At 40.3% G+C, this 23,576-nt stretch carries 28 protein-coding genes and 1 riboswitch; of the genes, 12 read left to right on the forward strand and 16 right to left on the reverse strand.

The features are described 5' to 3' along the window. Nucleotides 1-247: 247 nt before the first annotated feature. Both FAY30_RS18810 and FAY30_RS18815 read right to left on the reverse strand, forming a co-directional pair. Nucleotides 248-412, reverse strand: coding sequence for a glycogen biosynthesis protein GlgD (locus FAY30_RS18810; RefSeq protein WP_149871317.1), 165 nt, complete (start codon nucleotides 410-412; stop codon nucleotides 248-250). 16 nt (nucleotides 413-428) lie between these two features. Beyond that, a complete protein-coding gene (locus FAY30_RS18815; RefSeq protein WP_149871318.1) occupies nucleotides 429-692 on the reverse strand; it encodes a YtzC family protein in 264 nt (87 codons plus the stop codon). A gap of 211 nt (nucleotides 693-903) precedes the next feature. Here FAY30_RS18815 and FAY30_RS18820 point away from each other — a divergent pair, with 211 nt between their 5' ends. Together FAY30_RS18820 and FAY30_RS18825 are read left to right on the forward strand one after the other, a co-directional pair. Beyond that, nucleotides 904-1,863 carry a tRNA modification radical SAM protein MnmL/YtqA gene (locus FAY30_RS18820; RefSeq protein ID WP_149871319.1) on the forward strand — a complete coding sequence of 320 codons (960 nt, stop codon included), beginning with the start codon at nucleotides 904-906 and terminating at the stop codon, nucleotides 1,861-1,863. Next, the gene (locus FAY30_RS18825; protein WP_149871320.1) at nucleotides 1,860-2,432 is read left to right on the forward strand and encodes a tRNA 5-(aminomethyl)-2-thiouridylate-methyltransferase MnmM; all 573 of its coding nucleotides are present in this window, start codon (nucleotides 1,860-1,862) and stop codon (nucleotides 2,430-2,432) included. The genes FAY30_RS18820 and FAY30_RS18825 overlap by 4 nt, the downstream gene beginning before the upstream one ends. A 22-nt stretch (nucleotides 2,433-2,454) precedes the next feature. Here the strand turns inward: FAY30_RS18825 and FAY30_RS18830 are convergent, their stop codons facing one another. After that, nucleotides 2,455-3,537: a tetraprenyl-beta-curcumene synthase family protein gene (locus FAY30_RS18830; protein ID WP_149871321.1), complete on the reverse strand. Its 1,083-nt coding sequence runs from the start codon at nucleotides 3,535-3,537 to the stop codon at nucleotides 2,455-2,457. Nucleotides 3,538-3,554: 17 nt separating this feature from the next. Further along, nucleotides 3,555-4,358 carry an alpha/beta hydrolase gene (locus FAY30_RS18835; RefSeq protein WP_149871322.1) on the reverse strand — a complete coding sequence of 268 codons (804 nt, stop codon included), beginning with the start codon at nucleotides 4,356-4,358 and terminating at the stop codon, nucleotides 3,555-3,557. A gap of 104 nt (nucleotides 4,359-4,462) precedes the next feature. Between FAY30_RS18835 and FAY30_RS18840 the strand changes: the two genes are divergently transcribed. Continuing rightward, nucleotides 4,463-4,975 (forward strand): gamma carbonic anhydrase, encoded by a 513-nt coding sequence (locus FAY30_RS18840; RefSeq protein WP_149872775.1) that lies wholly within the window; start codon nucleotides 4,463-4,465, stop codon nucleotides 4,973-4,975. Between the two features lie 131 nt (nucleotides 4,976-5,106). Here FAY30_RS18840 and asnB read toward each other — a convergent pair whose 3' ends face one another. After that, complete coding sequence (asnB, locus tag FAY30_RS18845) at nucleotides 5,107-7,011, reverse strand: asparagine synthase (glutamine-hydrolyzing) (protein WP_149871323.1); 1,905 nt, start codon at nucleotides 7,009-7,011, stop codon at nucleotides 5,107-5,109. Between the two features lie 259 nt (nucleotides 7,012-7,270). Next, nucleotides 7,271-8,470, reverse strand: coding sequence for a methionine adenosyltransferase (metK, locus tag FAY30_RS18850; RefSeq protein ID WP_149871324.1), 1,200 nt, complete (start codon nucleotides 8,468-8,470; stop codon nucleotides 7,271-7,273). 278 nt (nucleotides 8,471-8,748) lie between these two features. Beyond that, a riboswitch (SAM riboswitch) is annotated at nucleotides 8,749-8,897 on the reverse strand. Between the two features lie 244 nt (nucleotides 8,898-9,141). Between metK and pckA the strand changes: the two genes are divergently transcribed. Further along, nucleotides 9,142-10,728 (forward strand): phosphoenolpyruvate carboxykinase (ATP), encoded by a 1,587-nt coding sequence (pckA, locus tag FAY30_RS18855; protein ID WP_149871325.1) that lies wholly within the window; start codon nucleotides 9,142-9,144, stop codon nucleotides 10,726-10,728. Between the two features lie 92 nt (nucleotides 10,729-10,820). On the opposite strand, the gene FAY30_RS18860 is transcribed toward pckA, so the two are convergent. The 4 genes from FAY30_RS18860 to FAY30_RS18875 form a co-directional block, all read right to left on the reverse strand. Then, a complete protein-coding gene (locus FAY30_RS18860; RefSeq protein ID WP_149871326.1) occupies nucleotides 10,821-11,780 on the reverse strand; it encodes a hypothetical protein in 960 nt (319 codons plus the stop codon). Next, on the reverse strand, nucleotides 11,761-12,285 hold the full coding sequence (locus FAY30_RS18865; protein WP_149871327.1) for an RNA polymerase sigma factor: 525 nt from the start codon (nucleotides 12,283-12,285) through the stop codon (nucleotides 11,761-11,763). Before FAY30_RS18865 ends, FAY30_RS18860 begins: the two co-directional genes overlap by 20 nt. Before the next feature lie 174 nt (nucleotides 12,286-12,459). Continuing rightward, on the reverse strand, nucleotides 12,460-12,702 hold the full coding sequence (locus tag FAY30_RS18870) for a DUF2584 domain-containing protein (protein WP_149871328.1): 243 nt from the start codon (nucleotides 12,700-12,702) through the stop codon (nucleotides 12,460-12,462). Nucleotides 12,703-12,737: 35 nt separating this feature from the next. Further along, a complete protein-coding gene (locus tag FAY30_RS18875; protein ID WP_149871329.1) occupies nucleotides 12,738-13,532 on the reverse strand; it encodes an alpha/beta hydrolase family protein in 795 nt (264 codons plus the stop codon). Between the two features lie 119 nt (nucleotides 13,533-13,651). Here FAY30_RS18875 and FAY30_RS18880 point away from each other — a divergent pair, with 119 nt between their 5' ends. Genes FAY30_RS18880 through FAY30_RS18890 form a run of 3 tightly spaced genes read left to right on the forward strand, consistent with a single transcriptional unit; the run spans nucleotide 13,652 to nucleotide 16,253 of the window. Next, nucleotides 13,652-14,668 (forward strand): ABC transporter substrate-binding protein, encoded by a 1,017-nt coding sequence (locus FAY30_RS18880; protein WP_149871330.1) that lies wholly within the window; start codon nucleotides 13,652-13,654, stop codon nucleotides 14,666-14,668. A gap of 21 nt (nucleotides 14,669-14,689) precedes the next feature. Beyond that, the gene (locus FAY30_RS18885) at nucleotides 14,690-15,472 is read left to right on the forward strand and encodes an ABC transporter ATP-binding protein (RefSeq protein ID WP_149871331.1); all 783 of its coding nucleotides are present in this window, start codon (nucleotides 14,690-14,692) and stop codon (nucleotides 15,470-15,472) included. Continuing rightward, a complete protein-coding gene (locus FAY30_RS18890) occupies nucleotides 15,447-16,253 on the forward strand; it encodes an ABC transporter permease (protein WP_149871332.1) in 807 nt (268 codons plus the stop codon). The genes FAY30_RS18885 and FAY30_RS18890 overlap by 26 nt, the downstream gene beginning before the upstream one ends. A gap of 9 nt (nucleotides 16,254-16,262) precedes the next feature. On the opposite strand, the gene ytkD is transcribed toward FAY30_RS18890, so the two are convergent. After that, nucleotides 16,263-16,742 (reverse strand): RNA deprotection pyrophosphohydrolase, encoded by a 480-nt coding sequence (gene ytkD, locus FAY30_RS18895; protein WP_149871333.1) that lies wholly within the window; start codon nucleotides 16,740-16,742, stop codon nucleotides 16,263-16,265. Nucleotides 16,743-16,825: 83 nt separating this feature from the next. Further along, nucleotides 16,826-17,143 (reverse strand): hydrolase, encoded by a 318-nt coding sequence (locus FAY30_RS18900; protein WP_149871334.1) that lies wholly within the window; start codon nucleotides 17,141-17,143, stop codon nucleotides 16,826-16,828. A 404-nt stretch (nucleotides 17,144-17,547) separates the two neighbouring features. Between FAY30_RS18900 and FAY30_RS18905 the strand changes: the two genes are divergently transcribed. Then, nucleotides 17,548-17,805, forward strand: coding sequence for a DUF6154 family protein (locus FAY30_RS18905; protein WP_149871335.1), 258 nt, complete (start codon nucleotides 17,548-17,550; stop codon nucleotides 17,803-17,805). A gap of 108 nt (nucleotides 17,806-17,913) precedes the next feature. After that, nucleotides 17,914-18,081, forward strand: coding sequence for a YtzI protein (gene ytzI, locus FAY30_RS18910; RefSeq protein ID WP_149871336.1), 168 nt, complete (start codon nucleotides 17,914-17,916; stop codon nucleotides 18,079-18,081). Between the two features lie 38 nt (nucleotides 18,082-18,119). Here ytzI and FAY30_RS18915 read toward each other — a convergent pair whose 3' ends face one another. After that, nucleotides 18,120-18,593 (reverse strand): S-ribosylhomocysteine lyase, encoded by a 474-nt coding sequence (locus tag FAY30_RS18915; RefSeq protein WP_007086501.1) that lies wholly within the window; start codon nucleotides 18,591-18,593, stop codon nucleotides 18,120-18,122. 132 nt (nucleotides 18,594-18,725) lie between these two features. Between FAY30_RS18915 and yidD the strand changes: the two genes are divergently transcribed. Then, nucleotides 18,726-18,953: a membrane protein insertion efficiency factor YidD gene (gene yidD, locus FAY30_RS18920; RefSeq protein WP_149871337.1), complete on the forward strand. Its 228-nt coding sequence runs from the start codon at nucleotides 18,726-18,728 to the stop codon at nucleotides 18,951-18,953. Here the strand turns inward: yidD and FAY30_RS18925 are convergent. After that, complete coding sequence (locus FAY30_RS18925; protein WP_149871338.1) at nucleotides 18,950-19,513, reverse strand: beta-class carbonic anhydrase; 564 nt, start codon at nucleotides 19,511-19,513, stop codon at nucleotides 18,950-18,952. The genes yidD and FAY30_RS18925 overlap by 4 nt on opposite strands. 205 nt (nucleotides 19,514-19,718) lie before the next feature. Between FAY30_RS18925 and FAY30_RS18930 the strand changes: the two genes are divergently transcribed. Beyond that, complete coding sequence (locus tag FAY30_RS18930) at nucleotides 19,719-20,663, forward strand: metal ABC transporter substrate-binding protein (protein WP_149871339.1); 945 nt, start codon at nucleotides 19,719-19,721, stop codon at nucleotides 20,661-20,663. A gap of 109 nt (nucleotides 20,664-20,772) precedes the next feature. Next, nucleotides 20,773-20,931, forward strand: a complete 159-nt coding sequence (locus FAY30_RS18935) for a DUF1540 domain-containing protein (protein WP_149871340.1) — start codon at nucleotides 20,773-20,775, stop codon at nucleotides 20,929-20,931. A 38-nt stretch (nucleotides 20,932-20,969) separates the two neighbouring features. Here the strand turns inward: FAY30_RS18935 and menC are convergent, their stop codons facing one another. Further along, nucleotides 20,970-22,082 (reverse strand): o-succinylbenzoate synthase, encoded by a 1,113-nt coding sequence (gene menC / locus FAY30_RS18940; protein ID WP_149871341.1) that lies wholly within the window; start codon nucleotides 22,080-22,082, stop codon nucleotides 20,970-20,972. Continuing rightward, on the reverse strand, nucleotides 22,063-23,550 hold the full coding sequence (locus FAY30_RS18945) for an o-succinylbenzoate--CoA ligase (protein ID WP_149871342.1): 1,488 nt from the start codon (nucleotides 23,548-23,550) through the stop codon (nucleotides 22,063-22,065). The genes menC and FAY30_RS18945 overlap by 20 nt, the downstream gene beginning before the upstream one ends. Nucleotides 23,551-23,576 lie beyond the last annotated feature (26 nt).

The raw sequence follows: 23,576 nt of genomic DNA on the forward strand, positions 1-23,576 counted from the left end.
ACCTTATTTAAACCATGATAAAGTAACCCAATCTGTGACCTACATCACAACTTGAACCACAGTTGTTTCCAAAGTGTGAACAGCATTTTTCTTCTATTTCCATGTTGTTTTTATTAAGAAATTGTTGTCTTGAGTCTTTTGAGGGGGAATGAGATGGGAGAATCCTATTTTTTTGAGAAAATAAAAATTAATGAATATTTAGCAAAAAAATCCCCCAACGAAAATGTTGAGGGAATGAACCTTAACCTTATTCTTGATGCATTTTAGATTTTACCGGCTGGCCGCCAGACTTTTCGTATTTCTTTTTTGCCTGTTTTACAAGATCAATATCCTGACCTAGTTCGACATCTTGGTTATTACTTCCATTTCTTGTTTTTTGTTCAGGGTTTTGCTGCTTTGAACGTTTTTTCACAACGGTTCGCCTCCTCTTAATGCCCTTCTAATATCATTGAGTTTTGTAAATGCTGAAGCTGCAGTCTCATTCGATGAAGTTGTTCCCGCTGCTGCGAATTCGCACTTAGAGCCATTTTGGCAATATCCTGATAGGTATCCTCTAGCTGTTGCAGTGCAGTTGTATAATTATCGTCATTATAATGCTCTTGAAGGCTGCTTTGTTTAAATTGTTCCTCCGCATAACGAATGGTGTCCTCCACTTGCTGCATTAAATTATCCATTGAGTCGCGAGTAGCCATTTAAGTACCCCCTTATTGTTTCTACACAATCCCATTATGAAGCACACTGCTTCATTTCTTATTGTGTTCTCCATTCTGTTTCCTATAACTCAAACAGTTGGAGAAATTATGGCAATTTAACTTGAAACAATTACAATTGGATAAGGCTATTACTTCATGTTAAAATTGACCTTATTGTGATTTTACTTTTTAAAAAAGGAGGTTTTCTGACATGCTTCAGACAAAACCTTTTCTATATGCATCAGATGATAAACGTTACCATACATGGAATTACCACCTTCGACAGGAATTTGGCCATAAGGTGTTTAAAGTCGCGCTAGACGGGGGCTTTGACTGTCCGAATCGTGACGGTACAGTGGCACATGGCGGCTGTACGTTCTGCAGCGCATCTGGTTCGGGCGATTTTGCGGGGAACCGTGTAGAGACCCTGGAAACACAATTCAACGAGATTAAAGCAAAAATGCATACGAAATGGAAAGACGGTAAATATATGGCCTATTTCCAGGCTTTTACGAATACCCATGCACCTCTGGATGTTATCCGCAAAAAATATGAAACCGTCCTTAAACAAGAAGATGTTGTGGGATTGTCAATCGCAACCCGTCCTGATTGCCTGCCTGATGATGTGGTTGAATATTTAGCAGAATTAAATGAACGCACTTATTTATGGGTTGAACTTGGACTTCAAACAGTTCACGAACGCACAGCACTACTCATTAACCGTGCCCACGATTTTCAATGTTACGTTGAGGGGGTCAACAAATTAAGAAAGCACGGAATACGTATTTGTTCGCATATCATTAATGGCCTGCCGCTTGAATCGTATGAGATGATGATGGAAACGACACGTGAAGTGGCTAAATTAGACGTCCAAGGGATTAAAATCCACCTGCTTCACCTATTAAAAGGTACACCAATGGTGAAGCAGTATGAAAAAGGCATGCTTGAATTTCTCACCAAAGAGGACTATGTAAACTTAGTATGCGACCAATTGGAAATTTTACCGCCAGAAATGATTGTCCATCGGATTACCGGTGACGGACCGATTGACTTGATGGTCGGCCCGATGTGGAGTGTGAATAAGTGGGAAGTATTGAATGCCATCGATGCGGAACTGAAGCGAAGAAACAGCTGGCAGGGTAAATATTATCAAGGGGCATTGAACCAATGAAAATGGAACGTATTCTTCCCTTTGCAAAAAGTTTACTCGAAAAAGCGGTAAAAGCTGGTGGGGTTGCAGTAGATGCAACTGTTGGAAATGGCTATGACACCGTTTTTTTAGCGGACCTCGTTGGTAAAACTGGTAAAGTCTATGGCTTTGACGTTCAGGAAGAGGCGATCGCAACAACGAAAGAGCGGTTGATACAGCATGGCCTGTCAGAGCGGGTAACCGTATTTCATTCAGGTCATGAGCAGCTTTCCGTAAGGATTCCTACTGAACACCAAGAAAAAATAGCAGGAGCGATTTTTAACCTTGGATACTTGCCCGGCAGTGATAAAACGATTGTAACCCGGCCTGAGACGACAATAGCTGCTATCGAGCAGTTATTAGCGATAATGGCACCTGAAGGGATCATTGTCCTTGTCATTTACCACGGGCACGAACAGGGTGCAGCAGAACGGGATTCTATCCTCCAATACTGCCGGCAATTAGATCAAAAAAAAGCTCATGTGCTACAGTATCAATTTATTAATCAGCAAAATAACCCACCGTTCATTGTTGCAATTGAAAAGAGATAAAAAACCAGGCACTGCCTGGTTTTTATTTTGCCAATAATCTCGTTACAAACGATGGAACTGATTTTTGAAACGAGCGGTAGGCAAGTCCATTGAAATAAAAGAAATAGCTGATCCATCCTCCGGATTTAATGATACCTTTTGCCAGCTTTCGGACATTTTTCTGCTTGCGAACCTTCGAATCCGAAAGGTAGATTCCTAACAAGCCGCGATTGATCAACTGGTGGAATTTTTTGTGCGGCAGGTATTCCGTATGCTTATCAGCTTCCAAAACAAAATGCTTTAAGCGATTGAAAAGGGTCTCCTCACTTTTATAATAGGAGCAGAAATTTAAATCGCCTCCAGCAATGTCCTCCTCCTGGTCAATAAAATAATCTAAAAGAATATGTAATCCTTGAATATAAGGAAAATATCCCTTACGGATATTTTCAGCATCGCTCACCTTGAAGTCTTCTCGCATCGCATAGGAAATTAAACAAAAAATCCCCAATGTCGAACCGGAGCAGGCTGAAAACTCATACCATTCCATTTCAGGCAGCTCGTCTTGATAGCGGTGAAACCATTTTTCCAGACGGGGCACCCGTTCCTCCTTCACCACATGCTTGTGAATCTGTAAATCACAATAGTACTGGCATAATTCAAGAAGATAATCTTTGATGACATCATAATGCTTTAACTCCCTTAAAACAGAACGACAGGTTGCCGACAAATCATGCAAATACTGGTCATCGTTTTGATCGGCACGGAGCCGGTAATAATTTTTTTCTTCAATATTTAGAACCAATGCATCTGACATCGATTCATGCAGGGCAGCAAAATCATTAGGATCAAGAGAAGTACTCCGATCGCAGAGGTTATCCAAGTAATCGCTAATCGTTTGATAGGCAACGATAAATTTGACTGCCTTTTTATAATCCTTACCAGCCGTGAGCGCTAGGATGGCCCCACCTTCACAATGAAAGGTTTTGTGCTCAATACTGGCAAGAGCCTGATTTCTTAGTTCAGCATTCGGAATTTTTTCAGCCCGGCTTCTCCAATAAGCCAATTCTTGGTGGACTGCTGGAATGATTTTGCGATATACCCTGGACATGAGGGTGATTGGCTTCATGGATTAAGACGTCCTTTCTATACAATGTATCCAATTGCTTTTAATTGGCTGTTAACAAAGTCCTTTGCGTATTCAAAAATTTCTTCCCGCTCCGGTTCGTTAAATATTTCATGATAGCATTTCGGCCATTCCTTAAAACGTTTTTCAGATAATGGAACGTTATTAAACCATTCTTTAACGGTAGCTTTATTTACAATTTTATCATCCCCACCCTGCATTACAAGCATTGGGATATCCTGAATTTTATCAAGATTGACGAATGCTTGTTTAATCGCACCCGCCAGTTCACGATACCATCTGACCGAAACCTTTGTCACGTAAAGTGTATCATTGGAATCCGCTTCCCTGACATCCTCGTTTCTTGTTGCCATTTGGACGGTCAAACCCGAATTCATCCTTAAAGAAGGATACACTGCATTTAAGAGATGCGACATGGCATCTAAAAATTTTGATGGAGTATGAATCAGTCCTAAGCATGGGGAGGAAAGAATCACACCTGCAATATTTAATCGTTCCTCCTGTAAAAGACGGATTGAAATTAACCCCCCCATACTGTGCCCAATTAAAAATACAGGCAGTTCATAGCGATAGGCAGCTTGAATCCAATCCTTTACCTCAATTATATATTCATCGAAAGAATCAATATGGCCGCGGCTGGATCTTGTTGTCATGCCTTGCCCCGGAAGATCAGCCATGATGACATGAAAGCCGGATAATCGCCACATTTCAATCAGCCAGCCGTATCGGCCATGGTGTTCCATTGCCCCATGAACGATTACGATTACCGCTTTAGCTTCCCCTTCAGCTTCCCACTTCCACATATCATTTCCCCCTAGACATTTGTTTCTTAATAAAAGTGAATTATTTTGAAAATTAAGTTCGGCATCGCTAAAATAGAAGTATGAATGGAAAAGGAGCGAACCCGATGATCTATCCCTATAAAGATAAATACCCTTTAATTGCCGAGACAGCGTTCATTGCTGATTATGTAACCATTACTGGAGATGTTGAAATTGGTGAATATTCAAGCATCTGGTTTAATACAAGTATCCGCGGTGATGTTGCACCAACGAAGATTGGAAATAAAGTAAATATCCAAGATAATTCTATCTTACACCAAAGTCCTAACAACCCGCTAATTTTAGAAGATGAAGTCACCATTGGCCATCAGGTGATACTTCACAGCTGTATTATCAGGAAACGGGCCCTTATCGGCATGGGGTCAATTATCCTTGATCAAGCCGAAATTGGGGAAGGTGCATTTATTGGCGCTGGCAGTCTTGTTCCACAAGGAAAGAAAATCCCTCCTAATACTTTAGCTTTTGGCAGACCTGCTAAAGTTATTAGAGAATTAACTCCTGAGGATAAAAAAGAAATCGAACGCATTTATACACAATATGCGGAGAAGGGGCAATATTATAAGTCACTTCAGTCATGAAAATTTGAAAAGCACCCATCATCAAATAATTGGGTGCTTTCCTTTTCAAATATTAGATTTTAAAAGTTGTGGCTTTGAGAAATGTCCAGCTCCAGCGCCATACGCCGCTGACCAGGGCGCTTGCGCTTTTCTTATTGCTTCATTGTTTGTAGCTCTTTGTTTATGGCATAATCACGTTGAAAGGAATAAACATCCTCCACATATACTTGATGCCAAACCATGAACATGAGAACCGTCCAAATTTTCCGGCTGTTATCAGCTTTTCCTTGGCAATGGTCTTCAAGCAATCTGGAGACGTATGCTTTATTGATTAAATGATCCGTATTGCTTTCGCGGATGATTTTTTTCGCCCAATCATTCATTTCATTTTTTAACCAGTGGCGAATTGGCACTGGGAAACCAAGCTTCTTCCGATCAAGCACATGTGCCGGCACAATTCCTTCGGCGGCTTTTCTCAAAATATACTTGGTCGTTCCATTCGCTGTCTTCAAGCTAGTCGGAATTTTTGATGCGACCTCAAACACGGCCTTATCAAGAAATGGCACCCTTAGTTCAAGCGAATGGGCCATAGTCACTCTATCGGCCTTAAGCAAGATATCCCCGCGCATCCACGTATGAATATCAATATACTGCATCCGATCGACAGGATCGTAGCCTCTCGATTCCTGGTATAGCGGATTCGTTACGTCTAAGTAATTCAATCCTTCATGATAAACATTTAATAGATCTCGCTTCTCTTCTTCGGTGAACATTTTCGCATTCCCGATATAACGCTCTTCCATTGGAGTGACACCGCGTTCAATAAAACTTTTGCCTTTCATTCCTTCAGGCATCATATTCGCAATCCCTTTTAACAACACTTTTCCAACCCTTGGGATTTTATTGAATACCTCAAGTGATTGCGGTTCACGATAAATATTATAACCGCCGAATAGCTCATCGGCACCTTCTCCCGATAGAACGACGGTTACATGTTTACGGGCTTCGCGGGCAACGAAATAAAGCGGCACGCAAGCAGGGTCGGCAAGCGGGTCATCCATATGCCACATGATTTTTGGAACCTCGTTCATGTACTCTTCTGGTGTGATGACATAGCTGATGTTTTCCACTCCAAGCTTTTCCGCCGTTTCTTTAGCGACATCGATTTCACTGAAGCCATTATGCTCAAAGCCGACAGAGAACGTTTTAATTGCCGGGTGAAATTGTTTGGCAATAGACGCAATAATCGTAGAGTCAATTCCTCCAGAAAGGAACGATCCAACCGGAACATCGCTGCGCATATGCTTTTCAACTGAATCAAATAGAATCTCACGAATTTCTTTAATATAATCATCCTCAGATTTCAGTACCGGCTTAAATTGTGCCTTCCAATACCTGTTGATTTCCATAGAGGAGCCAATTTTTTTTGTAAAATAATGACCAGGCTCTAGCTTTTGAATTCCCTCTGACAATGTATATGGCTCAGGAACGAATTGATAGGTCAAATAATGCTGCAACGAATCATAATTGAGCACATCATTTTCTAACGCAAGCAGAATACTTTTTTTCTCGGATGCAAAGAATGTTCTTTCTTCATCTTCCAAAAAGAAGAATGGTTTGATACCAAAGGGATCACGTGCCCCGTAAAGCGTCTGTTCTTGTTTATCCCAAATGACAAAAGCAAACATCCCACGCAGTTTTTCTACCGCTTTTTCCTTTAAATGGCTATAAAGAGCGATGATGACTTCTGTATCGGAGCTCGTAGCAAATGATAAGCCCTCTTTAAGAAGTTCTTCACGAAGCTCTACATAGTTATAAATCTCACCATTAAAAATAATCCAATAGCGCTCATTCTCGTACGTAAGCGGCTGGTGTCCGCTTTCAATATCAATAATACTCAAGCGGCGGAACCCAAATTGGATGTGGTCATCATAATAAAAACCGTCATCATCCGGCCCGCGATGCGTAATGATATCATTCATATTTTTAAATTGTTGTTTTTGTTCTTCAGTATAGTTTTGTGTTTTGTCGTGTACACAACCGATAAAACCACACATTATGTACCTCACCTACTCCATTTAAAAATAAAACCTCTCTAATACTACCACTTTTTTTTAAAAAAAGGCACTGTGAACATTAGGAAATTTAGTCTATCTTCATTTTTCACTTCTTTTGTCCTACCTAAACATTTTATTCTATACGTCAGGATTACTATACAGAATATAGACGAAAAATAAAAATGGGAGTTACATATAAAATGCAACTCCCACCTCTATTTTTTCATGCTCAAGCATTTAGGATACTTTGCTTTTCTAATTAGATATTTGCTTGGCTGCGTAAAGCATCTGCTTTATCCGTGCGCTCCCAAGAAAGGTCAACATCTGTACGTCCAAAGTGACCGTATGCAGCTGTTTGCTTGTAGATTGGGCGGCGAAGGTCGAGCATCTTAATGATTCCTGCTGGACGAAGGTCAAAGTTGTTGCTTACAAGATCAACTAATATTTCTTCGCTTACTTTACCTGTGCCAAATGTGTCGACAGAAATAGAAACAGGTCTTGCTACACCGATTGCATATGCAAGCTGTACTTCACATTTTTCAGCAAGTCCTGCCGCCACGATATTTTTGGCTACATAACGGGCTGCATAGGCTGCTGAACGGTCCACTTTTGTAGGATCCTTACCGGAGAAGGCACCGCCGCCATGACGAGCATAGCCGCCGTACGTATCAACGATGATCTTACGTCCAGTTAAACCGGCATCCCCTTGTGGTCCGCCAATTACAAAACGGCCTGTTGGATTAATGAAGTATTTTGTATTTTCATCAATTAGTTCTTGTGGAACAACTGGATTGATTACATATTCCTTCAGATTACGTTGAATTTGCTCTAACGTTACTTCTGGATTATGCTGAGTTGAAATAACAATCGTATCAATGCGAACGGGCTTGTCATTTTCATCATACTCAACAGTTACTTGCGTTTTTCCATCTGGACGAAGGTATTCAAGGACTTTATCTTTACGTACTTCTGTTAATTTGCGAGCAAGCTTGTGTGCAAGTGATATTGGAAGAGGCATTAGCTCTTTTGTTTCATTACAAGCAAAACCAAACATTAACCCTTGGTCTCCTGCTCCAATTGCTTCGATTTCTTCATCAGACATTTGACCTTCACGTGCTTCAAGTGCCTGATCGACACCCATCGCAATATCAGGGCTCTGTTCACCAATCGATGTTAAAACAGCACAAGTTTCGGAATCAAAACCATATTTAGCACGATCATAACCAATACCTTTAACCGTTTCACGAACAATCTTTGGAATATCCACGTAAGTAGACGTAGTAATTTCACCTGCAACTAAGACCAATCCGGTTGTTACTGATGTTTCAGCGGCAACACGGGCATTGGCATCCTTTGCTAAAATAGCATCTAAAATGGAATCAGAAATTTGGTCACAAATCTTATCAGGATGACCTTCAGTTACTGATTCAGAAGTGAACAATCGACGTTTTGTTGACATCTGAATTCCTCCTATATTATTGAAATAAAGTGAGGTTAGCTGTGTGGGATAAAAGCATATCTTGCCGTTTAACCTCGGGTTGATACGGAACTCATTCCCTTAGTAGTATGAAATAAACATGGGGTTTTTATTATAAAACAACAGATTTGACGCAGCCCCATAGAAAATTCTAACGATGGAATAAAAAGCAGCGATAATGGAGCACGTAAAAAATCTGCAAATAAAAAACCTTTCCATCGTGAGGAAAGGTTGATAGCAAAAGTTTTGCGTGCCTTTCACTCTTATCGTTCAAGGTCAAGCCTTGCTTCAGGTTTAGCACCTTTGCCCGAAAATTAGACTGATAAGAGAATTCTTTGATCACATCTATATTCGTTTGCAGGTTGCTGGGTTTCATTGGGCCTGTCCCTCCACCAGCTCGGGATAAGAGAGTATCCGTTCAAGGGTAAATCATAACCTACTCTGTCGAACGATGTCAATGGGTTTATTGAAAACTTTTCTGCTATTTTCTTTTCTTCCTATATATTGTATTCATGACTTTTTTATGATTCTATGAATAAAGTTTAAGTTTTTTATGCGGATTTTTTATTAAATAGCATAGATTATTGGAGTTAATGTGTTATACTATTTACCATAATCATTCTAAAAATAAGGATAAAGGAAGGTTTCAGTGAATGAATTCTGTTCATATTCCAAATGAATTAAAACAATTGTTACAAGAAAGTCATGCCCAAATTCAATTGTCCGTTCCTCAATTAGTTGAAAAAATCCTTACTCGTAATGAAGGGACTTTGACCTCAACTGGAGCTGTTCGAGTCTCTACTGGCAAATACACTGGGCGGTCACCGAAGGATAAATTTATTGTTTTGGAAGAGTCTTCGAAGGATAAAATCGAATGGGGACCAACAAATCAGCCTATTTCTGAAAAGGTATTCACAAACTTGTATCAGAAGGTACTTGAGTACTTAAAACAGAAAGATGAAATTTTTGTATTTAAAGGCTTTGCCGGTGCGGATAAAAGATCCCGCTTACCTATTCAAGTTATAAATGAATATGCATGGCATAATTTATTCGCGCATCAGTTATTCATTCGTCCCTCTGAAGATGAATTACTGGAACATGATGCTGGTTTCACAGTCATTTCTGCACCAAATTTTAAAGCGAATCCAGTTGTTGATGGTACAAACTCAGAAACCTTTATTATTATATCCTTTCAACAAAGAGTTGTCTTAATTGGGGGCACAGAATATGCCGGGGAAATGAAAAAGTCTATTTTTTCGGTCATGAATTATTTGCTGCCTGAAAATAATATTTTTTCGATGCATTGTTCCGCAAATGTTGGTCAGGAAGGGGATGTAGCCTTATTCTTCGGTTTATCCGGAACAGGAAAAACAACCTTATCGGCTGACCCTAATCGCAAACTGATTGGCGATGATGAGCATGGCTGGTCTTCCAACGGTGTCTTTAATGTGGAGGGCGGCTGCTATGCCAAATGTATAAATCTATCGCAGGAAAAAGAGCCGCAAATATTTGACGCCATTCGATTTGGTACAGTTCTTGAAAACGTTGTCATGAATCAAGAATCAAGAGTCACTGATTATGATGATGGAACATTAACCGAAAATACACGGGCAGCCTACCCAATCCAAGCCATCGATAATATTGTTCAGCCTAGCATTGCCGGTCATCCAAATACAATCGTCTTTTTAACAGCAGATGCATTCGGGGTATTACCGCCAATTGCAAAATTAACAAAAGAACAAGCGATGTATCATTTCTTAAGCGGATATACGTCAAAGCTTGCCGGAACAGAGCGAGGAGTCACGTCACCTGAAGCCACCTTCTCTACCTGCTTCGGTGCGCCATTCCTGCCGCTTCCTGCTACTCGTTATGCAGAAATGCTCGGTGAAAAAATTCTTGAACATAGCGCAAATGTCTTTTTAGTCAATACAGGCTGGACCGGCGGCGAGTATGGAGTCGGCAGCCGAATGAAGCTTTCCTACACAAGAGCAATGGTTCAGGCCGCTTTGGAAGGCGAACTGAATCATGTTGAAACCGTTAAAGATGAAATTTTCGGTTTAAATATTCCGCTTCACATTGCCGGTGTCCCAGATGAAGTGTTGCAGCCGAATAAAACATGGTCTGACCGTGCGGCATATGAGGCAAAAGCTAAAGAACTTGCCGGGAAATTCCGCGAGAACTTTAAGAAGTTTACCAATGTCGCGGAGGAAATTGAAGAAAAAGGCGGCCCTCTCGCCTAATATGAAAAGCGAAAGCGCCCTGGTCAGCGGAGCGAAGGACATTAGCCGCTAGGGTGCTGGAGCTGGACAATGCTCAAAGTAGAAAGCCCATATCAATTGGATATGGGCTTTCTTACTTCTACCGTCTGCGACTGTTGTAAAACAGTGAAACGATATTTGCCGCTCTTTTTCAGTTGAAAATCTCCCTTGTACGTTGAAATATTTTTACCATCTGTCTTTGTATAGTCTGTTTTATCTTTAAATGTAAAGGTGGATGTCTCCCCTGTCTCCAGGCTGAATATCTCTAATTCTATCTCCGGAGGAAGGTCGTCTCCCTCTATCTCAATATCGGTTTCCTCATAAAAACCAGCATATAAATCTTCTTGCGATATCATTAATGTGGAATTCCCAATTGTAATATAGGGCTCCTTCACATATATAGTAAATTCACCTGCATTTTTCTTTTCCCCTTTATGGTTGTATAAAGTAAATTCCAAGTTCCAGAATCCTGGTTGATCCAAGGTTGCAAAATTGGTAAGTGCATGGGCATCGGCACCGTATAACCCGCTAGACAAGGATGTTTTATCAAGATGCTGCGTTTCTCCTGTTTTAACATTTACGGCATCAATATTTAGTGTTTGACTTAAATCAAAATCTTTCCCCCACAAAAAGACCATGATTTTGCTGACAGATCGGTAGTCTTGTGCAACCCATTCCTTTGGTGCGAGTAAACTGACCTTATTTGGAATGCCGTAGTTACTGTCTCCATAAAGCGGTTTTCCGTTGTCATCCCTTAAGGCAAAATAGTCGGCTTCCTGTGTTGCAATATTGGTGGATCCAGTTCTTGGTAATTGTTCCTCGGTATTTATAAAATAAAGGATAGGAGCAATTAGAATGAACGCCAGTGCCGCGGCAAGGGCACCGATTTTTTGAAAATGAATCGTTCGCTTTGGCTTATGACTGCCAGCCTTACTAATTTTCTTTAACATTTCCGTTCTCTGAACCGTTGTTAATTCATGCTTTGGAAAATCTGCTAACGCTTCAAGCAGTTCTTTATCCGATAAATGACTCAAAATGCTCTCCCTCCTTTAACCGCTCATTTAGTTTTTTTACTGCCCTAAAAAAGGTCACATTCACTTTATTTTCTGTCCAGCCAAGAACCTGTCCCGCCTCTTGAGAGGAAAGCTCAGCAATCCCTCTTAATAAAATCACGTCCCGGTAATTTGGTTTAAGCTCATTAATTGCTTCGTAAAGCTGTGCATATTCCATTTTCCTTATTAATTTCTCTTCCGTTTGCGGTTCGTGAAGATTCGGTGATTCTCGGTCCAGACGCTCCTTCACCCGCTGCCATACTGATTTTTTTCTATAAAAATCAATTGCAGTGTTTCTTGCAATTGAAATTAGCCATGTCTTTGGACTCGATTCATTTTTAAATCGTTCGAACGCTCGAAATGCCCGTAAAAAGGTTTCCTGAACTAAATCCTCGACATCTGCATTGCCAGTATAATAAACGAGATAATTGGTCACATCCTTCTCAAATTGAATAAACCATTTCTCTATCTGATGCCCCCGTTCCAACTAGATCCCCCCTTCCCAAATCGATAAAAAAATTTGAACTTACTAATTAAGACGTTTGTAAAGAATATTTCTTACACATTATCTACAGTCTAACGACTCTTTTTCTGACTATGGGCTTTATGAAATCACTTTAAACTTAGTCAATAGAAAAACAGGCTGTGGAACCCAGCCTGCTTAATTCGGTGAATATAATGAAATTAATTGATAAGTTATTGTCGTAGTGCTGTTTTCCCATTCTACTTTTTTGATTACTCCGGTTCCACTTGAATCACTGTCGATGGTTTTCCTTACTTCAATGGGAATCTCAATCGGATAAAGTCTATAACCTTCCTTAACGAGCACAAAAACATTTTCCTCTACTCTCTTTTCCCTGCCTTTTGTCACGATCATCGTATTTAACTCAAGGGGCATTCCCATAACCAATCCGCTCCTCTACTTGTATTAACTATATATTACCATCTTTTGCTTTGGTTTTTCATCCACTTTGATAAATCCTCCACAACTTTTCGATTTACTGCAGGGGGAAAATAGTGAGTATACTCTTCAAAGTACCAGCACTCAACTTGTTTGTCCAATGACCTCAGTCTTCTTTCCAGACGGTATCCGTGCTCAACGGAGACATTATGATCTTTTACGCCGTGAATAATCAGCACAGGGGGGGCCAGTCTTTCCATTTCATACAAAGGAGTCCGTTCTCGATATCGTTCCGGGAATTTCTCAGGGGTGCCGCCAATGACCCGTTTCATCATTCTTCGTAAATCTTTACGCTCACGATAGGTTAGGACCATATCACTTACACCGCCCCAGGTGACAACGGATGCTGTTTCGGGAAATTGTATTGCAGTCATCAATGCCATCACACCGCCGCGAGAAAATCCAAAGATGTGAACCTCTCGAACTCTTGGGAGTGATTTTAAAAGTAAATAAGCAGAAAAGGCATCCTCCCTGTCCTCACCGGCAAAATCCTCATTTCCCTCCCCCCCTTGATTTCCACGATAAAAGGGGGCAAACACGATAAAGCCCTCGGCCGCAAACTGGGCAATCCGTGCAGGACGGACTTTTCCTACATTTTTAATACCACCGCGTAAATAGAGAAATCCATCCAGCGGTTCATCACCTATAGGTGTCGCAAGCATCCCTTTCACCCTTAATCCACTAGAAAGGTATGTAATCAACGTTAACTCAACTTTGGGATTTGGCGAAGGAAAGCGTGTATGTTCAAGAATCTTTCCATTATTGATGTTCATTTGTAATCTTTCCTTTTAAAAATTTTTGTAACTGGGCGTTCACACATTTTTCTTCCGTTCATACGATATCTTAGGCAAATAGCCCAGATTTCTTAACGGTATGTAGGGAGGTTCATTTAATGAAAAAATCAGTAAGGTTCAGTTTCTCCTTTCTTCTCATTGCTATTCTCATGTTTTCTTTAGCCGCTTGTAATAATGATACCAAAACGGAGACAAAGAAATTGGAAAAGGTGCGTATTGCAGAGGTGACCCGTTCAATTTTCTATGCCCCGCAATATGTTGCCTTGGCAAAAGGCTTATTTAAAGAGGAAGGTTTAGACGTAACCTTAACGACAACCCCAGGCGGCGACAAAACAATGACAGCTCTAATTTCAGGGGGGGCTGACATCGCCTTAGTCGGATCGGAAACATCCATTTACGTATATGCCCAAGGCGCTAATGACCCGGTTATTAATTTTGCACAATTAACTCAAACCGACGGCACATTCCTGGTTGCCCGCGATAAAATCGATAATTTTTCTTGGGATATGTTAAAGGGAAAAACATTCTTAGGCCAAAGGAAAGGCGGCATGCCGCAAATGGTCGGTGAATTTGTCTTAAAAAAGCATGGCATTGACCCTCATCAGGATTTAAATTTAATCCAAAACATCGACTTCGCGAATATCGCCAATGCCTTTGCCTCCGGGACCGGAGAATTCGTGCAATTGTTTGAGCCAACGGCAAGTATTTTTGAAAAAGAAGGAAAGGGCCATATTGTAGCCTCATTCGGGAAAGAATCCGGCCATGTTCCATATACAACATTCATGGCGAAAGAAAGCTTTATGAAAGAAAATAAAGAAACGATTGAAAAATTCACTAGAGCCGTTTATAAAGCGCAAAAGTGGGTGGAGTCGCATAGTGCAGAGGAAATCGCAAAAGCCGTTGCGCCATATTTCCCCGATACAGATCCTGAAATCATGAAAACAGTTGTTGAGCGCTATAAGAGTCAAGGTTCATTTGCAACAGACCCAATTTTAGATGAAGAAGAGTGGAACAATCTCCAAACTATTATGAAGGAAGCCGGCGAACTTCCAAAAGAAGTGGATTATAAAACACTTGTAAATACTGAAGTAGCTGAAAAGGTTATTAAAAAATGATTGTTAGGGAGGCCGTTTACCATGAGCTTTTTACAAGTTCAGGATGTTCATCATACCTATTTTACCAAAGCCTCTGCCACCACGGCCCTCTCCGATATTACACTAACGGTTGAGGAAGGGGAATTTGTCTCTCTCCTCGGCCCAAGTGGCTGTGGAAAGACAACACTGCTTTCAATCATTTCTAGTTTACTTAAACCAACCCAAGGTACAATTCTCTTAGAAAACAAACCTGTATCCACTGCTAAAAATCAAATCGGCTATATGCTGCAGCAGGATTATTTGTTTCCTTGGAAAACGATTGAAGAGAATATTCTGATGGGCTTGAAATTATCAAAGCAGCTAAATGAAATAAATAAATCCGCCGCACTAAACCTTTTAGATCTAATCGGCCTTGGCGGGGTGGAAAAACAGTTGCCAAAACAATTATCTGGCGGAATGCGGCAGCGTGTCGCTCTAGTTAGAACGCTTGCCACCGAACCAAAACTGCTGATGCTTGATGAGCCCTTTTCTGCTCTTGATTATCAAACAAAGCTTAAACTAGAGGATTTAGTGTCGCAAACATTATATAAATTCGGAAAAACAGCCATTCTTGTCACCCATGATATCGGCGAGGCCATTGCCATGAGTGACCGTGTCTTTTTACTTTCTCCCAGTCCGGGCAGAATCCATAAGATCTTTGAAATACCGGAAGAACTAAAAAGAATATCACCGTTTGAAGCCAGGAATCATGAAATTTACCCTAGTATCTTTCAAACGATATGGAAGGAGCTGGAGTCCCTTGAACCAGGAAAAGAAAAGGCTTGAACTCCTTCATAAAAATTACATTCATTCGTTAAAATTGGAACGAAGATGGGTTCGTTTTTATCAGGCCGTCATCTTTATCGCATTTTTCTCTAGTTGGGAATTAGCAAGCCAAAAGCAATGGATCGACCCATTGATTTTTAGTTCTCCATCCAAAATTTGGCAGTTGTTTTCAGATAAAATACAAGATGGTTCATTACTTACGCATACAGGTGTGACTCTAACCGAAACCATTGTTGGCTTTATTCTTGGTACATTGCTTGGCACCATTTTAGCCGCGATTCTCTGGTGGTCACCATTTTTGCAAAAAATTCTTGATCCTTATCTTGTGGTCTTAAACGCAATGCCGAAAGTGGCACTCGGACCGATTTTGATTGTGGCTTTAAGTCCAGGGTATCCATCGATAATAGCAATGGGCGCGATTATTTCGGTCATTATTACCACCATTGTCGTGTATACCTCATTTAAAGAGGTCGATCCCAATTATTTAAAGGTACTGCGAACATTTGGAGCTTCCCGTTTTCAATGTTTTAAGGAAGCCATTCTGCCGGCATGTTTTCCAACCATAATCTCGACGTTAAAAGTAAATGTCGGTTTATCCTGGGTCGGCGTCATTGTCGGGGAATTCCTTGTATCCTCCCGTGGACTTGGATACATGATTATTTACGGCTTCCAAGTATTTAATTTTACCCTTGTATTCTTATCACTGTTAGTGATTGCAGTTATTGCGACAATTATGTATCAGCTGGTTGAACTCTTGGAGAAAAAACTCATAAAGGAATAGTGACTGTGACTATTCCTTTTTGAGTTGAAGCTTCTGGATCTGTTTCAGACATTCCCCAATGACTTCATCCTGCATGATAAAGCTATAGTTATCTTCAAAACGTTGCTGCAAAATATCGCCATCTACCATAACAGGTCCCTTCGTTTCAAAATAAGAATTGGTTTTCTCGATCCGTTCAATTCCCCCAAAAAATACGGCCTTTACAAATGAGCCTTTTTTATCTGAAACCTTGTACTCTCCAATAAATTCCAATCCACCCAGGATGCCTCCTGTCTCTTCATAAGTCTCGCGTCTTGCTGCTTCTTCAAGTGTTTCCCCTGCTTCCACTTTACCACCGGGAAATTCTAAACCGCGTTGTTTATGATTAGTTAATAACCAGAAGTCCTGATATTCGCAAATAATAAGCACATGCTGTGCCGATTCTGCAAATGCATTCCGTAAAAAGGAAAGTTCAACCTTATTCCCATTACGATCTAAAAACTGTTTCATAAAAATCGCCTCTTTTTTTTACTTTAATATATAATATAATAAAAAAAAGGAAAATCCTGAAGACCAGATTTTCCCGACGATTATTATTTCGGTAAGATATTCATGCTTTCAATATGTGCTTTGGCTTCTTCATCACCCAATTGATGAAGCATGCCATACACCTGTTGGATGGTACTGTCGTAGGCATCATTTTCCCGGTCATAGTGGTATTGAACATATGGAACATGGGCCCGAAAAAAGTTTTTCCACTCTGTTGAATAGTTTTGGTTAAACAGCTCGCGCAGCTCGGTAATTTCTTGGTCAGTTGCTTGAATTTTATAGCTCCACGTGGAACTTGTGGCACTTCTTGTGATATGACCCGTTCCAACATCAATATAATAGGTTTTCTTCTGTTCATCCATTGCATCATCCCCTTTTACTAAAGATAAAAAAGTATATAATTTCGACTTTGAGAAATGTCCAGCTCCAGCACCCTAGCGGCTAGTGTCCTTCGCTCTCTGCCCTACGATAAGTCAACATCGATTCGCCTCCGGCTCATCGTGTTTCCTTTATCTCAGTTGGAGGGCTCTAGGACATACGCCGCTGACCAGGACGCTTGCGCTTTTCTTATTTTAGTAATGTACAAATAGATAAAATTTATTCTATTTCAAATTTCGACTCATTTTTTAGAAATGAATACGATATAATAGACATACAATCAATAAAACAGATTTTTCAGTTAATTTATTCGCAGAAAGGCAGGGATGATTTCAAGCTTTTATGGGTATTCAATAAGATATAAAATGATTTTAACGGAGGTGTTGTAATGAAATTAGTCGATGAATTATATGAGATGTACCGAAACAAATTAACGGGGGATGAAGAGGATATTGATATGCTGACATTTGCCTTTTTGGAAGAGATGTCTCATGAAGATCTTCTTGCATTAATTCAGGAAATGGATAAACAGGAACTATATGATTTAATGGGGCTATACCTAATTGAAAGCCTAAAAGGGAAATTTGCCCAAGAAGAGTACGGGCAGCATCGAGCACATACTTTTTATCCTAGAAATATTCATTGATTTTACATAACACCAAACATAGGGGAGCAGAAACTGCTTCCTTTTTTCTTTCTTTTATCAAAGTCAAGCCGTTTAATGGTACAATGTGAGTAAAGGGGGCAGAAAGATTTGTATACAGTGATGGTAGTCGGTATTATTATTGTTATTGTCGTCTTGCTTCTAGCGGTCATTACCACTTCAAAAGCATACGATTATAAACATAGTGTGGATTCATTAGAAGATAATCCTTATTTGAACCAAGAGAACGAATCTATCCAAGACCAAAAGAAGGCATAAAAAAGTTCCTATTCAAGCTTGAATAGGAATTTTTTATTTTAAGCAAATACCTGTTTTAATTCTTCCTTGCTTTGTTCAAGCCAGAATCGCATTAAGCGCTTGGCGCCTTCTAGGTCATGCAATTTTGCTTGGCCGCATTGTCTTTCATTTGCTGCAGGAATATCAATGATCTCCACTGCGTCCTTCATTGTATCTTCAAGAAGGTCAATAATTTCCTCGACGGTTGGTTCTCCGCTGACTACTAGATAGTAACCGGTTTGGCAGCCCATCGGTGAAATATCAATAATATCGAAGTGGTCATACTTTTCTGAATGCTTACGAATATTAAAGGCAAGCAAATGCTCAAGTGTATGAATCGCATCTGGTTTCATCGCCTGTTTATTTGGCTGGCAAAAACGGATATCATATTTATTAACAATACCGTCACTCCCTACCTTATGGACACCACAATGTCTTACATATGGGGCTTTCACGGCATTATGATCTAAGTCAAAGCTTTCTACTGAAGGCATGTATATCACTCCTTTTAATTTCTATCAATAATCATACAATAAATCCCGACTTTTTTCATCCAATTAGTTATATTTAACAATTTAGACGAACATTTGAATTTATGTTATCGTGTTATGTAAGGAGCGATTATGATGTTTAAAAAAACTTTACTAGCGATTATTCGTTTTTACCAAGTAGCCATCTCACCCTTAAAACCGCCGACATGCCGATTCTATCCAACCTGTTCTCATTACGGCTTAGAGGCCGTACAGCGTTTCGGTGCTTTAAAAGGCGGCTGGCTTACAATAAAGCGAATTTCAAAATGTCATCCCTTTCATCCGGGAGGTATTGATCCTGTTCCGGAAAAAAAGCAAGATTAGTCCTGATAGCCATCGACAACTACGTCGAGCTTTCCTGTTTTAGGGTCAATGACCAATCCATGAACAGGAACCCCGCTAGGCAATAATGGGTGATGTTTAATCATATCTACACTGTGTGCAACACTGTCATTCACATTCTCGAACCCTTGAAGCCACTGTTTAATGTCGATGCCGGAATAAGAAAGTGTGGCAAATGTTTCATCCGTTATTCCCCGTTCTTTCATACTCTCAATCACGGGTTCTGGTTTCATGCCGCTCATGCCGCAATCATGGTGTCCGATGACCAAAACCTCCTGTGCCTGTAATTGGTATACTGCAACCAAAATACTTCTCATTACACTTCCAAAAGGATGTGTCACAAGGGCACCAGCATCTTTAATCAGCTTGGCATCACCATTTCCTAAGTTTAGCGCTTTTGGCAGTAACTCCAACAATCGTGTATCCATGCAAGTAAGGATGACCATCCGTTTATTCGGGAATTTCGTTGTTTCGTATTTTTCATATTCATGATTGTCTACAAATTTTTGGTTGTGATCTAATATCTCATTCAATATCGTCATATCCATTCCACCTTTCTATTTAAGAATACATAATATTTGCTGTTTGAAACAAATATTATACTTGCAATTAGGCTATTTTTTTTGTAAGATACAATTGGAAATCGGAATCGTTCCGTATTACCTGCAACTATCTTTTCTGAATGCTAAAAATTTTTCGAATATAAATCGTAATTAATCCGATTTAATACATTTTTAAGGAGTCTTTATGAAAAAAATTATCCTTTTTCTTTCTTTTTTATTACCATTAGGTCTTATTTTATCCGCTTGTTCAACTGAAAAACAGCAGACAGCCAAAAACAAGAATCAATTAACTATTTATACAACCGTATTCCCACTTCAATATTTTACTGAACGAATTGGCGGTAATTATGTAGATGTAAAAACGATCTATCCTCCCGGAGCCGATGAACACACATTCGAACCATCGCAAAAGGATATGATAAATTTGGCCGATTCAGACTTATTTTTCTACATTGGTCTTGGACTTGAAGGATTTGTTGAAAAAGCAAAAGGAACATTAAAAAATGAAGCCGTAACTTTAGTTCCTGCGGCCGATCAATTGCCATTACCTAAAGATACACATTCTGATGAAGAAGATGCAGGGCATGACGAACATAACCATGGAGATATCAACCCGCATGTCTGGCTTGACCCGATTTATTCAAAAGATATGTCTGCGGTTATTCGTGATGCGTTAATCAAAAAAATGCCGCAAAACAAGGACCTTTTTAATGAAAATTACCAAAAACTAGCAAGTGAATTAGATGAATTAAACAGCGAATATGAGCAGACCATTTCCAACGCGAAGCATAAAAAAATAATCGTAACCCATGCTGCGTTTGGTTATTGGGAACATCGTTATGGGATTGAACAAATAAGCATTTCCGGGCTTTCAACAACCAATGAGCCAACCCAAAAAGAACTTGAGAAAATTATCTCAATCGCCGACCATGACGGCTTACACTATATACTTTTTGAACAAAACGTCCAATCCAAACTAGGCAAGGTCGTCCAAAAAGAAATTGGAGCAAGAGCACTGCCTATTCATAACCTGGCTATTTTATCTAAAGACAATATCAAGGATAAAGAAACCTATTTTTCATTGATGAAAGCAAATCTTGAGACATTAAAAACGGCTTTAAATAATTAATGGTACCTTTCCCATTTCCCGTATTTGTTTCCTGTCAGACTCAGGGATGCAGGTATACTCAAATTCAAATGCTATTACTGTATTACCGATACTTTAAGGAGTGATACGAATGGCAAAGGATGTATTATGTGAAGTAAACAACTGCACGTATTGGGCGAACGGAAACAAATGCAGTGCTGACAAAATCTATGTTGTCAGCCATACAGGGCAGACGGCTGATTCAACGAAAGAAACCGATTGTCAAACCTTTGAAGCGAGTGATTTATAGATAAATGACAGAACCAGGCACACCTTGCCTGGTTCTTTTTATCGTGAAAACGGAAAAGTCTTTTTTGTTAAAGTGACCTCTTCCAGCCTTTTTTTATTAATTTCGTATCCAATTCCAGGGTTGGATGGTACCGTAATAAACCCATTTTTAACGGTTACTTCGGGAAAAATAATATCTTCCTCCCAGAAACGACGCGATGCGGATATATCCCCGGGAATGGTGAATCCTGGGAGGGAAGCAAGTGCAATATTATGGGCACGTGAAATACCAAATTCGATCATGCCGCCGCACCAAACGGAAATTCCCCTTTCAAAACAATAATCATGGATTCGTTTAGCTTCATAAAGTCCGCCAACCCGCCCCACTTTTATATTAATGATTTTACAACTTCCGTACTCGATTGCTTTCCTTGCATCATCAAAGGTGACGATACTTTCATCTAAACAAACGGGCGTACGGATCTCCTTTTGCAGCAGAGCATGTTCGATGATATCGTCATGTGCCAGCGGCTGCTCAATCATCATCAGGTTAAAGTCATCTAAAGCTTTTAACCGGTCTATTGTCTTTAACGAATAAGCGGAATTGGCATCTGCCATTATCGGCAGATTTGGATAATGATGTCGGATATCTGCGAGAAAGTGGTAATCCTGTTGTGGATTAATTTTTACTTTGATCCGTTGATACCCATCCTCAAGAAACTGTTCGATTTGCTGGAGCGCATTTTTGGTTGAATCGGTTGCAACTACTACACCTGAAGCGATCATCGTGCGTGTACCGCCTAGCGTTTTTGAAAGTGAGGCAGTTTGGGACTTTGCATCTAAATCCCATAGCGCTGTTTCCAGGGCCGCCTTTGCCATATTGTTTCTTCTTATCGAACTGAAAAGCTGCGATGCGTCTTCAGGGCTGTTAATAGGAGATTTTTGCAGCAAGGGAATTAAAATGTCTGTTAACATATGTAGACTAGTTATCACCGTTTCTTCGGTATACCACGGCGTAGAGAAGGCCACACCTTCACCATACCCTGAAAGCCCATCAGTGTTAGTAATCTTAACGATGATTCCCTCTCGGTCATTCACCGCTCCGAGATGCGTTAGAAATGGTGCCTTTAATGGCATTTGAATAACAAAAAGTTCAATCTTGGCTATTTTCATGATCAGCCACCCACTCCCGCAGTTCTCTTCGCAGCAATTTTTTTGCTGCATTCCTTGGCAGCTTTTCGGTAAAATAAAAGACTTTAGGCATCTTGTATTTAGCTAGTTGAGTAAGGCAAAATTGTTGAAGATCGTCTACTGTGACTTCTTCTCTTTTAACAATAAATGCAGCCGGTACCTGCCCCCATTTTGCATCATCAATGCCAGTAACCCCTGCTTCTTTAACCGCAGGATGGGCTAATAAAACTGCTTCTACTTCTGCAGGGTAGATGTTTTCTCCTCCTGAGATAATCAGGTCAGAACGCCGGTCAATCACATACAAAAATCCTTCCTCGTCCAGATACCCGATGTCCCCCGTATATAACCAGCCATCATGAATTTTTTCATTTGTGACTTCCGGTCGATATAAATAGCCTGGGGTTACATTTGGCCCCTTGACAGCAATTTCTCCGGCTTCACCGGCTGTGGCGGCACGACCATCGTCATGGACAATTTTTAGCTCAGCCGGAAACAGTGGCTTTCCTGCTGAACCAAGCTTTGTCAGACTGTATTCAGGTGAAAGAGTCACAATTTGCGAGGAGGATTCTGTCATGCCATATGTTTGAAAGACAGGAATTTCTTTATCAACGCAAGCTTTTAGTAATGGTAACGGTGCAGGACCGCCCCCAAGCAGCATACAGCGAAAATGATTGGCAAGCCTTCTTTCCCTTAATGCATCAACGATACGCGTTAACATGGTCCCAACCACTGACATAATTGTTACCTTTTTTGTTTGAATATCTTCTATCGTTCTCTCTACATCAAAGTGGTCATGGAGGACAATCGGCATGCCGTAGATGACACTGCGCATGAGAATGGAGAATCCGCTGATATGGAATAACGGTACCGTACAAAGCCAGCAATCGGTCTCCATAAAGCCTAAATTTAATGCCGAGCCGACAGAGCTCCACCAATGGTTCCCGTATGTTTGTATTACACCTTTAGGGTTGCCGGTTGTGCCTGAGGTGTACATGATGGTGCAGATGTCGGAAAGGCTGACTTCGTCTTTGATAGTTGGTTTTACTGGGATTATTTCATACAGACACTCTTTCGTAAAGGTCTTTATTGATGCTAATTGGGCTAATTCCATTTCGGCAAATTCATCCTCAAGGATGAGGAATGATGCTTTTGCGTCATTCAATTGCCACAACAGCTCAACTGCTGTTAGCCGGCTATTCAAAATAACCGCTTTAACCCCAATTAACTGGAGTGCAAATAAAATCACCACAGTATCAAGGTGGTTTTTTAATAATACCCCTACAAATTGGTCTTTTTGCACACCGCTTGCCTGGACCTGCCCTGCAGTCTTAAGAGATCGATTGTATAGCTCTTTAAATGTTAAAGTTTGGTCCTGAAAAAAAACTGCTGTTCGGTCAGGAGTGAGGAATGCTCTTTTCTTTAAAAAATTGGGCATTGTTTCGTTTTGCATGGATACACCTCCTTATCGATATAAAA

Origin of the sequence: Bacillus sp. S3, assembly GCF_005154805.1 — a bacterium.
GTDB lineage: Bacteria > Bacillota > Bacilli > Bacillales > Cytobacillaceae > Neobacillus.